This is a genomic window from Terrabacter sp. RAF57 (assembly GCF_052113925.1).
GTDB lineage: Bacteria > Actinomycetota > Actinomycetes > Actinomycetales > Dermatophilaceae > Terrabacter.
Genome location: NZ_JBFRDT010000016.1, coordinates 21,384 through 34,546 on the forward strand (window position 1 = coordinate 21,384; position 13,163 = coordinate 34,546).

At 72.7% G+C, this 13,163-nt stretch carries 11 protein-coding genes; 6 read left to right on the forward strand and 5 right to left on the reverse strand.

Annotated features, from left to right (window positions below; genetic code table 11):
• Positions 1–1,287, forward strand: a complete 1,287-nt coding sequence (locus tag AB4Y83_RS17055; RefSeq protein WP_442297585.1) for a glycosyltransferase — start codon at positions 1–3, stop codon at positions 1,285–1,287.
• A 47-nt stretch (positions 1,288–1,334) separates the two neighbouring features.
• On the opposite strand, the gene AB4Y83_RS17060 is transcribed toward AB4Y83_RS17055, so the two are convergent.
• Entirely contained in the window at positions 1,335–2,624 is a 1,290-nt protein-coding gene (locus AB4Y83_RS17060; protein WP_442276485.1) for an adenylate/guanylate cyclase domain-containing protein, read from the reverse strand.
• Between the two features lie 37 nt (positions 2,625–2,661).
• Entirely contained in the window at positions 2,662–4,683 is a 2,022-nt protein-coding gene (locus tag AB4Y83_RS17065; RefSeq protein ID WP_442297586.1) for an FAD-dependent oxidoreductase, read from the reverse strand.
• 76 nt (positions 4,684–4,759) lie between these two features.
• On the opposite strand from AB4Y83_RS17065, the gene AB4Y83_RS17070 reads away from it, so the two are divergent.
• Positions 4,760–6,208: a flavin-containing monooxygenase gene (locus AB4Y83_RS17070; RefSeq protein WP_442297587.1), complete on the forward strand. Its 1,449-nt coding sequence runs from the start codon at positions 4,760–4,762 to the stop codon at positions 6,206–6,208.
• 51 nt (positions 6,209–6,259) lie between these two features.
• On the forward strand, positions 6,260–6,553 hold the full coding sequence (locus AB4Y83_RS17075; protein WP_442276489.1) for a DUF3072 domain-containing protein: 294 nt from the start codon (positions 6,260–6,262) through the stop codon (positions 6,551–6,553).
• Positions 6,554–6,568: 15 nt separating this feature from the next.
• On the opposite strand, the gene AB4Y83_RS17080 is transcribed toward AB4Y83_RS17075, so the two are convergent.
• Positions 6,569–7,834, reverse strand: a complete 1,266-nt coding sequence (locus tag AB4Y83_RS17080) for a DUF4921 family protein (RefSeq protein ID WP_442297588.1) — start codon at positions 7,832–7,834, stop codon at positions 6,569–6,571.
• A 39-nt stretch (positions 7,835–7,873) separates the two neighbouring features.
• Between AB4Y83_RS17080 and AB4Y83_RS17085 the strand changes: the two genes are divergently transcribed.
• Entirely contained in the window at positions 7,874–10,201 is a 2,328-nt protein-coding gene (locus AB4Y83_RS17085; RefSeq protein WP_442297589.1) for a glycoside hydrolase family 3 N-terminal domain-containing protein, read from the forward strand.
• Here the strand turns inward: AB4Y83_RS17085 and AB4Y83_RS17090 are convergent.
• Positions 10,149–10,598: a nitroreductase/quinone reductase family protein gene (locus AB4Y83_RS17090; RefSeq protein WP_442297590.1), complete on the reverse strand. Its 450-nt coding sequence runs from the start codon at positions 10,596–10,598 to the stop codon at positions 10,149–10,151. The two genes, AB4Y83_RS17085 and AB4Y83_RS17090, sit on opposite strands and share 53 nt — an antisense overlap.
• A gap of 96 nt (positions 10,599–10,694) precedes the next feature.
• Between AB4Y83_RS17090 and AB4Y83_RS17095 the strand changes: the two genes are divergently transcribed.
• Together AB4Y83_RS17095 and AB4Y83_RS17100 are read left to right on the forward strand one after the other, a co-directional pair.
• Positions 10,695–11,666 (forward strand): NADPH:quinone oxidoreductase family protein, encoded by a 972-nt coding sequence (locus AB4Y83_RS17095; protein WP_442297591.1) that lies wholly within the window; start codon positions 10,695–10,697, stop codon positions 11,664–11,666.
• Between the two features lie 10 nt (positions 11,667–11,676).
• The gene (locus tag AB4Y83_RS17100) at positions 11,677–12,495 is read left to right on the forward strand and encodes an SDR family NAD(P)-dependent oxidoreductase (protein ID WP_442297592.1); all 819 of its coding nucleotides are present in this window, start codon (positions 11,677–11,679) and stop codon (positions 12,493–12,495) included.
• Between the two features lie 68 nt (positions 12,496–12,563).
• Here the strand turns inward: AB4Y83_RS17100 and AB4Y83_RS17105 are convergent, their stop codons facing one another.
• A complete protein-coding gene (locus AB4Y83_RS17105) occupies positions 12,564–13,091 on the reverse strand; it encodes a hypothetical protein (RefSeq protein ID WP_442297593.1) in 528 nt (175 codons plus the stop codon).
• Positions 13,092–13,163: the final 72 nt, after the last annotated feature.

Consider the following 13,163-nt stretch of genomic DNA (forward strand, 5'->3'; position numbering starts at 1 on the left):
ATGGGCATGGGATCCCGTGGTGACGTCCAGCCGCTCGTCGCGCTCGGGCAGCGCCTCCGGCGGATGGGGTATGCCGTGTCGCTCGCTGCGCCGGCCGACCTCGTTCACGTCGTGGCGGGCAGCGGCGTCGAGTTCGAGCCGTTGTCGTTCGACCTCGAGGGGCCGCTGCGCGAGGGGTTGGGGCGTGACGCGCTGCGCGGGTCGGCGCGGACGCAGGTGCGTGAGGCCCGGCTCATGCGGCGGGTCATGGCCGACACCGCCTCGGCGCTGGCCGCGGACGTCGCGCGGCTCGTCGACGCTGCTGACGCCGTGCTGTCGGGGGCGCTGACCTTCGACCTCGTCGACGCGCTGCTCACTCCTGACGGCCGAGGTGGCCGTCCGACCAAGCCGCACCTCTACGCCGTCTTCGCGCCGGTCTGGCCGAGCTCGCACGGTGACTCGGTCGCACTGTCCCTGCGCCCCCGCGCGACGTCGTGGGTCAACGACGCATGGAGCACCCTCGCGGGCCGGGTCGCGCTCGGCCTCTTCCGCCCTGCCGGTGACCTCGTCCGTGCGCGACGAGGCCTGCCACGACAGCGGTTCCGCCACTACACGGCCGCTGCGGAGTGCACGCCGACGCTGCTGGCCGCGAGCCCGCACGTCGTCCCGCCGGCCGCGGACTGGCCCCCGGCGCTGCGGCAGACCGGCTACTGGGTGCGCGACGACGTCGGCGTTGGCCCGCTTGACCCGGCTCTGGCGGCGTTCCTCGACGACGGGCCCGGCCCGGTCTTCGTCGGTTTCGGCTCGATGCCGACGCCCGACCCGGAGCGTGTCGTGCGTGATGCGGGCCGGGTGCTCGGCCGTCTCGGGCTGCGTGGTGTCGTCAGCGAGGGTCTTGCCGGGCTGTCGGTCGGCACGACCGCAACGACGATCGGGATCGGCGCCGCACCGCACGACCTGCTCTTTCCACGGTGCGCCGTCGTCGTCCACCACGGGGGAGCGGGCACGACCGCCGCTGCGGTCCGGGCCGGGGTGCCGCAGGTCGTGGTGCCGCACGCCGCCGACCAGCCCTACTGGGGCCGCCGGATGGCCGACCTCGGGGTCGCCGCACCGCCGATCGCCCGCAAGGACCTGACGGCGGCTCGGCTCGAGCGGGCGCTCGAGGTCGCGCTTTCCCCGGGAGCCCGCGCGGCGGCATACGCCCTCGGTGAGCGGGTCCGGGCCGAGGACGGCGCCGGCGACGCCGCGCGACTCGTCGACACCTACCTCAGGGGCGCCGGGCCGTCAGGACACATCGAGGTCCGCTGAGGCCGAACGCCCACGCTTCCGAGCCCACGGGACGGACACTTCGTGTGTCACGCGGTCACGCCTCCCGCGGCGTCGAGCAGGTAGGTGCTCATCGGGCCCTTGCTCTTGACGAGGATCGTCCCGCGAGGGCGGAGCGTGAACCCGGGTCCGAGTGCAGCGGCGACGCGGTCGGTCACGTGGATCTGCCCCGGCAGCCCGTGGGACTCCATCCGGCTCGCCGTGTTGACGGTGTCGCCCCAGAGGTCGTAGATGAACTTCCGCCGCCCGATGACCCCTGCGACGGCGGGTCCCGTGTCGACGCCGATGCGCACGGCGAGCCACTCGCAACCCGGTTCACGCGCGATCGACGCGATCTCCTCGCGCATCGCGAGCGCCACCCGGGCCACCGCCTGCACGTGGTCGGGCCGCCGCTCCGGCAGACCGCCGGCGACCATGTAGGCGTCGCCGATGGTCTTGATCTTCTCGACCTGCTGCGCGTCGGCCTCGCGGTCGAAGGCCGAGAAGATGCGGTCGAGGAGCGCGACGAGCTCGTCGGCGGGCATGACCTGGGTCCGCTCGGTGAAGCCGACGAGGTCGGCGAAGAGCACGGTGACGGCCTCGTAGTGCTCCGCGATCGTGCCGGGGCCGCGCTTGAGACGTTCGGCGATGGGGGCCGGCAACACGTTGAGCAGCAGGCGCTCGGACCTCGCCTGCTCGGCCTCGAGGGCGATGCGGGCCCGCTCGCGCTGCTCGACGAAGTAGCCGAGCATCGCGTAGGCGCTGACGGTCACCCCCATGACGTTGAGCACGAAGAAGGTGACGACGAAACCGGTCGGCAGGGCCGCCGGGTGGGCCGAGAGCCGGGGGTCGAGCAGGGCCAGCGTCACGAGCGCGACGAAGAAGGCCACGAGCCAGCCGACCGAGCGCCGCACCCCGAGCAGCGCCAGCGCGGCGAGCGGCACGAAGATCGCCCACAGGACCATCCCGCTCGAGGCGATGAAGCCGCCGAGCGACGCCTGGAGCAGGCACGGGAGGACGAGGAAGGCCATGAGCTGCGTCGTGCGGAACACGGCGAACCTGCCGGTGCGCGAGAGGACGAGCAGCCCCACCACGGTGATCACCTGGTACGCGGCCGGGATCGCGGCCGACAGCGGGTGGCCGTAGGCGAGGTAGGTGCCGACCCAGATGAAGGAGATGAGGGCGATGAGCACCGACGCGAAGATCAGCATGCCCTGGCGCAGACGCTCGTCCTGGGACCGGTCGGGCCGGGCGCCGATCTCGGCGAGGCGCTCGACGATGCGGACGACGGCCCCGCTGAGGCCGGTCCGGGGAAGGGTGAGCACGTCGGATGCGCCCATGCCGCGATGGTACGGCCGAGGACACGCCTCCCGCGGCCTAGATCGTCGCCGCGAGCTCGGTGCCCTGGCGGATGGCGCGCTTGGCGTCGAGCTCGGCCGCGACCTCGGCGCCGCCGATGACGTGCACCTTGACCCCGGCGGCGGCGAGCGCGGGACCTAGCGTGTTGACGGACTCCTGGCCGGTGCAGAGCACGATCGTGTCGACGGCGAGAACCTGCGGGTCGGAGTGGTCCTCGCCGTGGGTGATGTGGAGTCCCTCGTCGTCGATGCGCTCGTAGTTGACGTCGACGTGGTGATGGACTCCCTTGGCCTTCAGGGCCGCCCGGTGCACCCAGCCGGTCGTCTTGCCGAGGCCCCTGCCGATGGGGGTGGCCTTGCGCTGGAGCAGGTGCACCTCCCGCGGCGAGGGTGACGGGTGCGCCTCGACGAGGCCGCCACGGGAGGCGTCGGGCTCGCCGACGCCCCACTCGGCCATCCACTGCTCGATCGTCATCGGCGACTCGACGTGGGTGAGGAACTCGCTGACGTCGACGCCGATCCCGCCCGCGCCCATGACGGCCACGCGCTGACCCGGCGGTGCCTCGCCGCGGACGGCGGCGGCATACGTCACGACCGTCGGGTGGTCGACGCCCGGGACGTCGGGCACGCGGGGCTCCACCCCGGTGGCGACGACGACCTCGTCGAAGTCGGTGAGGTCCTCGACGTCGGCGCGGCGACCGAGGTGGACCTTGACGCCGCTCAGCTCGAGTCGCCTCCGGTAGTAGCGGATCGTCTCGGCGAACTCCTCCTTGCCGGGGATCCGCATGGCGATGGCGAACTGGCCGCCGAGGTCGTCGGCCGCCTCGAAGAGCTCGACCCGGTGGCCGCGCTCGGTCAGCGCGACCGCGGTCGCGAGGCCGGCAGGACCTGCGCCGACGACGGCGACGTGCTTGCTGCGTCGGCTCGGGGCGATCACGAGGGTCGTCTCGCGGACGGCGCGGGGGTTGACGAGGCAGGTCGCCGTCTTCTTGGCGAAGGTGTGGTCGAGACAGGCCTGGTTGCAGGCGATGCACGTGTTGATCTCGTCGGCCCGGTCGCCTGCGGCCTTGGCCACCCAGTCGGGGTCGGCGAGGAAGGGGCGCGCCATCGAGACGAGGTCGGCGCTGCCGTCGGCGATGACCCGCTCGGCGAGGTCGGGCATCGAGATGCGGTTGGACGTGACGACGGGGACGGTGACCTCGGGGCGCAGCTTCGCGGTGACGCGGGTGAAGGCGCCGCGCGGCACCGACGTGACGATCGTGGGGACGCGGGCCTCGTGCCAGCCGATGCCCGTGTTGATGATCGTCGCGCCGGCCGCCTCGACCTCGTGGGCCAGTGCGACCACCTCGTCCCACGACTGCCCGTCGGGCACGAGGTCGAGCATCGAGAGGCGGTAGACGATGACGAAGTCGGCCCCGGCTGCCTCGCGGACGGCGCGGACGACCTCGACGGGCAGCCGGCGCCGTTTCTCCGGCGAGCCGCCCCACGCGTCGGTGCGCTGGTTGGTGCGTGGCGCGAGGAACTGGTTGAGCAGGTAGCCCTCCGAGCCCATGATCTCGACGCCGTCGTAGCCGGCCTCGCGGGCCAGGCGGGCGCAGCGGGCGTACGCGTCGACGGTGCTGCGGATGCCGCGCGAGGTCAGCGCGCGGGGCGAGAAGGGCGAGATCGGCGACTTGAGTGCCGACGCCGACACGGCGAGCGGGTGGTAGGCGTAGCGGCCGGCGTGCAGGATCTGGAGGGCGATCGTGCCGCCCTCGCGGTGCACGGCGTTCGTGATGACCCGGTGTCGGCGGGCCTGCCGGCTCGTGACGAGGGCGGAGCCACCCGGGTAGAGCGCGCCGGCGAGGTTGGGCGCGAAGCCGCCCGTGACGATGAGGCCGACGCCGCCGCGGGCGCGCTCGGCGTAGTAGGCCGCGAGGCGGTCGAAGTCCTTGGCGCGGTCCTCGAGGCCGGTGTGCATCGAGCCCATGACCACGCGGTTGCGCAGCGTCGTGAAGCCGAGGTCGAGGGGTTCGAGCAGGTGGGGGTATGCCGTCGTCACCCGCCCGAGGGTAGCCGCTGGTTACCGTCCGGTAGCCGATCGCGCGGCCTGCGTCACAGTGGGTGAGAATGGCCAGGTGAGCGATCTCGAGCACCTGGACGTCCTCGTCGTCGGAGCCGGCCTGTCCGGCATCGGCGCCGGCTACCGCCTGTCGACGATGAGCCCGTCCCGCTCGTGGGCGATCCTCGAGGCTCGGGACTCGCTCGGTGGCACGTGGGACCTCTTCCGCTACCCGGGCGTCCGGTCCGACTCGGACATGATGACGCTCGGCTTCCCCTTCGAGCCGTGGACCGACCCCGACGCCATCGCCGACGGCCCGAAGATCCTCGACTACCTGCGCCGGACGGCGGAGAAGCACGGGATCGCGGAGCGGATCCGTCTGGGCCACCGGGTCGTCGCGGCCGACTGGTCGAGCGAGGACGCGCGCTGGACGGTCACGGTCGAGCGCAGGGGCGGCGAGCGCGAGCAGCTGACGTGCGGATTCCTCTACCTCTGCAGCGGCTACTACGACTACGACCGGCCCCACGACGCGCAGCTGCCCGGCCTCGCCGCGTTCGAGGGCGACGTCGTGCACCCGCAGTTCTGGCCGGACGACCTCGACGTCTCGGGGCGCACGGTCGTCGTCATCGGGTCAGGCGCCACGGCGGTGACGCTCGTGCCCTCGCTCGCCGAGGCCGGTGCCGATGTGACGATGCTCCAACGGACGCCGACGTGGATCGCGTCCCTGCCCCGCCGCGACCGGGCCCGCGACGTGCTCCAGCGGGTGCTCCCGACGAAGGCCGCGGGGACGGCTGCTCGCTACAAGAACGTCCTCGGGACCATGGGCGTCTACGAGCTGAGCCGTCGGCGCCCTGCCGTGATGAGGTCGTTGTTGTCCAAGGGTGCGGCCAAGTCGCTCGGTTCGACCGACCTCGTCAGCGACCACTTCACGCCGACCTACGACCCGTGGGACCAGCGCCTGTGCGTCGTCCCGGACGGTGACCTCTTCGAGGCCGTCCGCCGTGGACGCGCCCACGTCGTCACCGACACGATCGAGACCTTCGTGCCACACGGCATACGGGTGCACTCGGGACGCGAGCTCGACGCCGACGTCGTCGTGACGGCGACGGGGCTGCGGATCAAGATCGCCGGTGGCATCGCGATCACCGTCGACGGGCAGGCCCGCCCCACAGGGGATCTCACGGTCTATCGCGGCCTGATGTTCGCCGACGTGCCCAACCTCGCCGTCTGCGTCGGGTACGTCAATGCGTCGTGGACGCTGCGGGCCGACCTCGCGAGCCGTTATGTGTGCCGGCTGCTCAACCACATGGAGCACCACGCCTGGCGGAGCGCGACGCCGCGGGCACCCGAGGGGATGGAGGGACAGCCGCTGCTGCCGCTCGCGTCGGGCTACGTGCAGCGGGCGGCCGACGACCTGCCCCAGCAGGGCGACGGCGCGCCGTGGCTGATGCGTCAGAACTACCTGCTCGACCGACGCGACATGCTGGGCAGCGACGTCACCGAGGCGATGTCCTTCGCCCGCTGAGCGCGTGTCGAGGGTTGTGTCTGGCTGCGGCCGACCGGGTACGGACCCCGCATGAGCGAATCGAACACCTCTTCGACCGACGACGTCATCGGCGCCACCACCCCCGCGACTGCCGGAACCCCCGGCGACTCGACGGTCAAGGATCCCGAGGACTGGGTCACGGGCGACGAGGCCATGACCGGCGCCCAGCGCAGCTACCTCGAGACCCTGGCCCGTGAGGCCGGCGAGACGTTGCCCGGCGACCTCACCAAGGCCCAGGCATCCGAGCACATCGACCGTCTCCAGTCCGTGACGGGCCGCGGAGTCACCGACGGGCGCACCGAGGGCCACGGCAGCGAGGTCTGACCCGAGCGGTGCGCCTCAGGGGATGTCGAGGCGGTCCGAGACGAGACCGTCCGCGGCGAGCTGCCGCAGCCGCGAGACGGTGCGCTCCCGCACTGCCCACGGGTCGATGGTGTTGACGTAGATCTTCGTGCCGCCCTCGAAGCCGGCCAGTGTCGACACCCGCCACTTGAGCACCACCCGGAGCGGCACGGGCAGGTCGAGCGACGGCGGACCGTGGTGCCATTCCTCGTTGGTCGGCACGTCGGCACCCGTCGCGGCGTGGCACGCGTGCACGAGGTCGGAGAAGTCGCGCACCTCGTCGTCCGAGAGCTCCCACGGCCGGCACGACGTGTTCGACGTATAGACGACGAGCGACGGGTACTGGTGGCCGATCCCGGCGAAGGCCATGGCCGTGGGGGTGCGCGCCACGACGAGACCCTGCGTCTCGGCGTACTCCGGCCCCCACCGCGCGAAGAGGTCCGGCTCGGCGCGCACCCGCTCGGTCTCCCGCTCGAGATCCACGCCCGGCTCGTCGATGGCGACGAGCTGCTTGTGCAGGTGGTCGAACGACGCGCCGGCCGGTCGCAGCCAGTTCTGGAACGCCGAGACGTAACGTGCGTGCGGGTTGCTCCGGTAGAGGTCGCGCACCCCGGCGATCGTGAATCGCGTGTACTGCCAGTGCTCCTCGGGGGTGAGTGTCCCGGCGCCGGCATTCTGGGCGTCGTTGGTCGCGCCGTCGACGAAGTGTCGACGCGAGACGACGACCTGGTGGTTGCCGGCAAAGAGGCCGACGGCCTCGCGCTCGAGGTCGTCCTCGTCGAGTGGCTCGGCCTCGGCTCCCGCCGCACCGCGCGAGCGCATCCGGATGCGCGCCAGCGCGGTCACGTGTGCACGTCCTGCGGGCGTCGAGAGGTATGCCGTCCGGTGCGCGAGCGACTCGGGCGTCGGCTCGTAGCCGTGGGCGAGGTGCCAGTAGTCGTAGCTGAGGATCTCGAAGAGGTTCGGGAAGAGCCGCAGCTCCGGCACGGTGTCGTGGAGCTGCTCGGCGACGAGCCCACGCACCTCGCGCCACGACGACCCGTCCCGGACGACCCGGGCGATCTCGGGAGTCGTCTCGATCATCCGGCCCCAGCAGAAGGCGCAGTGGCGCTCGTGCTCGGCCGGGTCGAGGGGCTTCGGGTCGGGCCGGGCGATGCCGAGAGGCCGGGCCGCGCGCCCCGGCAAGGTCCACACCTTCGTGCCGGTGAAGGGGTTGACCTGCTTGATGGTCCCGTCGGGCAGTCGCGTCAGGGGCTCGATCACCCTGCCAGCCTAGGTCTGCCGGTCGGCTAGCGTCGGGACGTGCCCGACGATGCTGCCGCCGCTGCCCCCACCGACGCTCCCTACCGCGATCCGTCGCTCTCCGTGGAGGAGCGCCTCGACGACCTCATCGGGCGGATGACGCTGCCCGAGAAGGTCGGCCAGATGCTCCAGCTCGACGCGCGCGGTGACCTGACCGAGATCGTCCACACGAAGCTGGCCGGCTCGATCCTGCACACCTCCCCGGACGACCTGCCGCGCGCCATCGAGCTCGCGGCCCGGACGCGTCTGGGCATCCCGCTCCTCACCGCCGACGACTGCATCCACGGCCACTCCTTCTGGCCGGGTGCGACGATCTTCCCGACCCAGCTCGGGATGGCCTGCTCGTGGGACCCCGACCTCGTCGAGCAGGCGGCACGCGTCACGGCCGTCGAGGTGTCGGCGACCGGCATCCACTGGACCTTCTCGCCCGTCCTCTGCATCACCCGCGACCTGCGCTGGGGCCGGGTCGGCGAGACCTTCGGCGAGGACCCGCACCTCATCGGTGAGCTCGGCGCGGCCATGATCCGGGGCTACCAGGGCGACGGCCTCACCGACCCGACCGCCGTCCTCGCGTGCGCCAAGCACTTCGCCGGCTACTCCGAGACCCAGGGCGGCCGCGACGCGAGCGAGGCAGACCTCAGCCGCCGAAAGCTGACGTCGTGGTTCCTGCCGCCGTTCGAGCGGGCCGTCGAGGAGGGCTGCCGCACCTTCATGCTCGGCTACCAGGCGATCGACGGCGTGCCCGTCACGGCGAACGGCTGGCTCCTCGACGAGGTGCTCAAGGGGGAGTGGGGCTTCACCGGCACCCTCGTCACCGACTGGGACAACGTCGGTCGGATGGTCTGGGAGCAGAAGGTCTGCGCCGACGACGTCGAGGCCGCGACGCTCGCGGTCCGCGCCGGCAACGACCTCGTGATGACGACCCCGGCCTTCTTCGAGGCCGCCCAGGAGGCCGTCGCGCGTGGCCTGCTCGACGAGCGCGCCATCGACGAGGCCGCTCGCCGGGTGCTGCGCGTCAAGCTCGAGCTGGGACTCTTCGAGAACCCGCGGCCGCCGGACACCGAGCGCCAGCGCCTCGTCATCGGCTCCGCCGAGCATGCCGCCCTCAACCTCGACGTCGCCCGCCGCTCGCTCGTGCTCCTCACCAACGACGGCACGCTTCCGTATGCGGTCACGGACGTCCCGCGCACCGTGGCCGTCCTCGGGCCGAACGCCGACGACCCGCAGGCCAACCTCGGCGACTGGGCCGGGGCCTCCGGCCAGGTCGACTGGATGCCCGACGGGCACCCGCGCGAGACGGTCGAGACCGTGCTCGACGGCTTCCGCGCCGTCGTCCCGTCGACCTGGGCCGTCACCCATGCTCGGGGCGCCGAGATCGAGACCCTCGTGCCCGACCCCGAGGGGCGGCTCTTCCCCGACGGGCAGCCCCGTCCGCCGGTCTCAGCACCCGCGCCCGTCGACCCGGCCCAGCTCTCCGAGGCGCTGGCTGCAGCACGCGCCGCCGACCTCGCCGTCGTCGTCCTCGGTGACACGATCGCCCTGACGGGAGAAGGCTGCTCGACGGCGACGCTCGACCTGCAGGGCGGTCAGGTCGCCCTGCTCGACGCGCTCGTCGACCAGCTCGACGGCACCGGCATCCCCGTCGTCGTCGTGCTGCTGCACTCCAAGCCCAACGTGCTGCCGCCCAGCGCGCTCCGGGCGGCCGCGGTCATCGAGGCCTTCAGCCCCGGCATGCGCGGCGGCCGTGCCGTCGCCGAGCTCGTCCTGGGCCACATCGAGCCCGCCGGGCGCCTGCCCGTCTCGATCCCGCGGCACGTCGGGCAGCAGCCGACCTACTACAACCAGGTGCGCGGGCAGCACGGCCACCGCTACGCCGACCTCACCCAGGAGCCGCAGTTCGTCTTCGGGGAGGGCCTGACGTACACGACGGTCGAGTGGTCCGACCTGACCCTCGACGCCACCGACGTCTCGCCCGACGACGTCGTGGCCGCGGGGGTCACCCTCACCAACACCGGCGACCGGACGGCCTACGAGGTCGTGCAGGCCTACATCACCGACGTCGTCACGAGCGTCACGTGGGCAGCCAAGGAGCTCAAGGCGTTCCGCCGCGTCACCGTCCCGCCGGGTGAGTCGGTGACCACCCGCATCGAGGTCCCGGCCGCAGCCTGCTCCATCGTCGACGCGGCCGGTCGACGCGTCGTCGAGCCGGGCGAGTTCGAGCTGCGCATGGGACCGAGCTCGCGCGACACCGACCTGCTCAGGGCATCCTTCACGATCAGGACGCCGCGGACGACGGCGCTCGCGGGGTCAGCGCAGCCAACGGCATGACGCGCCCGGCGGCCTTGGCCTCGTAGCCGCCGAAGAACGGCGCGACCTCGAGCAGGCGACGCCACAAACGGTCGCGCTCGGCGCCGCGCGCGACCGCGACGTCCACCTCGATCCGCTCGTCGCCGACCTCGATGACGGCCGTGTCGGCGTGGCGGAGGTTGCGGAACCACTGCGGCTCCGCGGCGGCGCCGCCGGCGCTCCCGCAGACGACGTAGGCGCCGTCGTCGCGGAAGTACCCGACCGGGCTGGTCCGCAGCGTGCCGGACGACCGACCGGCCACGGTGAGCAGGAGGACCGGCATCCCCCGGACGGAGCGGAGGAAGCCGACGTCGAAGCGACGGTAGAGCGCCACGTGCGCCGCGTTGCCGGCACGCACCATCCGGTTGGCCACGCCCATGGCCGCCTCCTGGGTCCTGCGGCACGCATCGGCCGACCCGTCCAGTGTGGCCCTGCGGGCGGCTAGGGTCGAGATCCCCCGACGATGAGGAGCAGCATGCGCGCGGCACGAGTCACGAGCCTCGACGGGCCGTCGTCCGTCACGGTCGGCGAGGTCGACGAGCCCGCCCTGACGCCCGGCCACGTCCTCGTCGACGTGCACGAGGCGGGGGTCAGCTTCCCCGACGTCCTCATGAGCCGCGGGCTCTACCAGATGCGCCCGGAGCTGCCCTTCGTCCCCGGCGCCGAGTGCGCGGGCGTCGTGCGCGAGGTCGGCGAGGGCAGCGCCTTCCGCGTCGGCGACCACGTCGCGGCCTTCCCCGTGCTCGGCGGCTTCGCCGAGACGGTCGCCGTGCCCGAGGCGATGGTCTTCACGCTGCCCGATGCCGTCTCGTTCGAGACCGGCGCCGCGCTGCCGATGAACTACCTCACCGTCCACTTCGCCCTGACCCGTCGCGGCCAGCTCGAGCGCGGCGAGACCGTGCTCGTCCACGGCGCCGCGGGCGGCATCGGCACCGCCGCCATCCAGCTGGCGCGTGCCATGGACGCCCGCGTCATCGCCGTCGTGTCGTCCGACGACAAGGTCGAGACCGCCCGCTCGGCCGGCGCGCACCACGTCGTCCTCGCCGACGGCTTCCTCGCGGCCGCGAAGGAGCTCACCGGCGGACGCGGCGTCGACGTCGTCGTCGACCCGGTGGGCGGCGACCGCTTCACCGACAGCCTCCGTAGCCTCGCGCCCGAGGGCCGCCTGCTCGTCATCGGCTTCACCGCCGGCCAGATCCCCGAGGTCAAGGTCAACCGGCTGCTCCTGAACAACATCAGCGTCGTCGGCGTCGGCTGGGGTGCCTTCTGGATGCCCGACCCGACCTACCTGCGCACCCAGTGGGACGCGATCCTCCCGCTCCTCGAGAGCGGGGCGCTCGCTCCGCCCATCGGCACGCGCCACCGGCTCGACGACGTCGCGGCGGCGCTCACGGAGATCGACGAGCGCCGCGCCCACGGCAAGGTGACCCTCACCGTCCGCCAGTAGGTTGGGGCGTATGCCGTCCCGCTCGCTCCGCGCCTCCGCTCCCACGTCCCCCCGCCGCGTGCTCGTCACCGGTGGTGCCTCAGGTCTCGGCCTCGCACTCGTCCGCGCCCTCGTCGCCCGCGGCGACCACGTGCTCGCGACCGACGTGCAGACCGACCGGCCCGATGCGCTCCCGGAGGCGGCGGCATACCTCCCGCTCGACGTGCGCAGCGACGAGGCGTGGGCCGCGGCGCTCGCCCACGTGCGCGAGACGTGGGGCGGCCTCGACCTGCTCGTCAACAACGCCGGCGTCGCCGCGGGTGGCCGCATCGACGTCGCGACGATGGACGAGTGGCGCTGGATCGTCGACATCAACCTGCTCGGCGTCGTCCGCGGCTGCCGCACGTTCACCCCGCTCCTCAAGGATCAGGGCAGCGGCCACATCGTCAACACCGCCTCGCTCGCCGGACTCGTCCACGCCCCCGGCATGTCGGCGTACAACACCGTCAAGGCCGGCGTCGTCGCCCTGAGCGAGACGCTCTCGCACGAGCTCGCGCCGCACGGCATCGACGTGTCGGTCATCTGCCCGTCGTTCTTCCGGACGAACCTCGGCTCGTCGTTCCAGGGTGCCGACACCGAGATGGAGGAGGCCGGCAAGAAGATGGTCAGCGGCTCGAAGCGCACCGCCGACGAGATCGCCTCCATCGTCGTGCGCGGCATCGACGCCCGCCGTGACGTCATCCTCACCGACCGTGACGGGCACGTCGCCTGGCGCGCCAAGCGCTTCGCCCGACCGGCCTACACCGCGGTCATGAAGCGCGCGGCGAAGCGGGTCGCCACCGGCAGCTGACCAGCCGTCTCGCCGCGTCCCCCGTGGGCGAGGCCTCGACACCGCTCTACCGGCGGTCTGGTCGTCGCTCAGGAGACCTTGTGCCAGCTCGAACAGTCCTTGGTCTGGAAGAACCCATCGGTCGTGTGGATCGTGACGACGCTGCGGCTCGTGCTGGAGCCGGACCTGAGGGTGTCCCCGTCGGTTCCGACCACAGCCCACCGGCAGGTCCTTCCCCCGGTCGGGGCCGCCGACTCGTACGTGCCGGCCGTGGCCCGGCGGCCGACGAGATAGGTGCCGGCGTCTCCGATGAGCCAGGTGCCCCCAGCGACCTTCGACGGGGTGGTTCCCTGGCGAGCGGCGGCCYCCTCCCTCGCGGCGAGCTGGTCGACGGCCGCCGGGTCCATGCCGTGCAGCTGCGCCGCGGCTCCGGGCGAGGTCGGGGCCGGCACGGCCGCGTCGGTCCCGGTCGACGAGGCGGGTGGAACGGCCGCCGCTGTTCCGGGCGAGGCGCCGGAGGAGGCCCAGACCCCGAGCGCCAGCGTCACGCTCAGTGCCGTTCCCAGGGCGATGGCGAGCACCACCGACCGCGGTCCGGCTCGACCTGTCTGTGGCATGGCTGGTCTCCCGCTGTCGTGTGCGGACGGTGGCAGGGCGCCCGGAAGCGCCTCTGGACGCAGTGTGCGCGG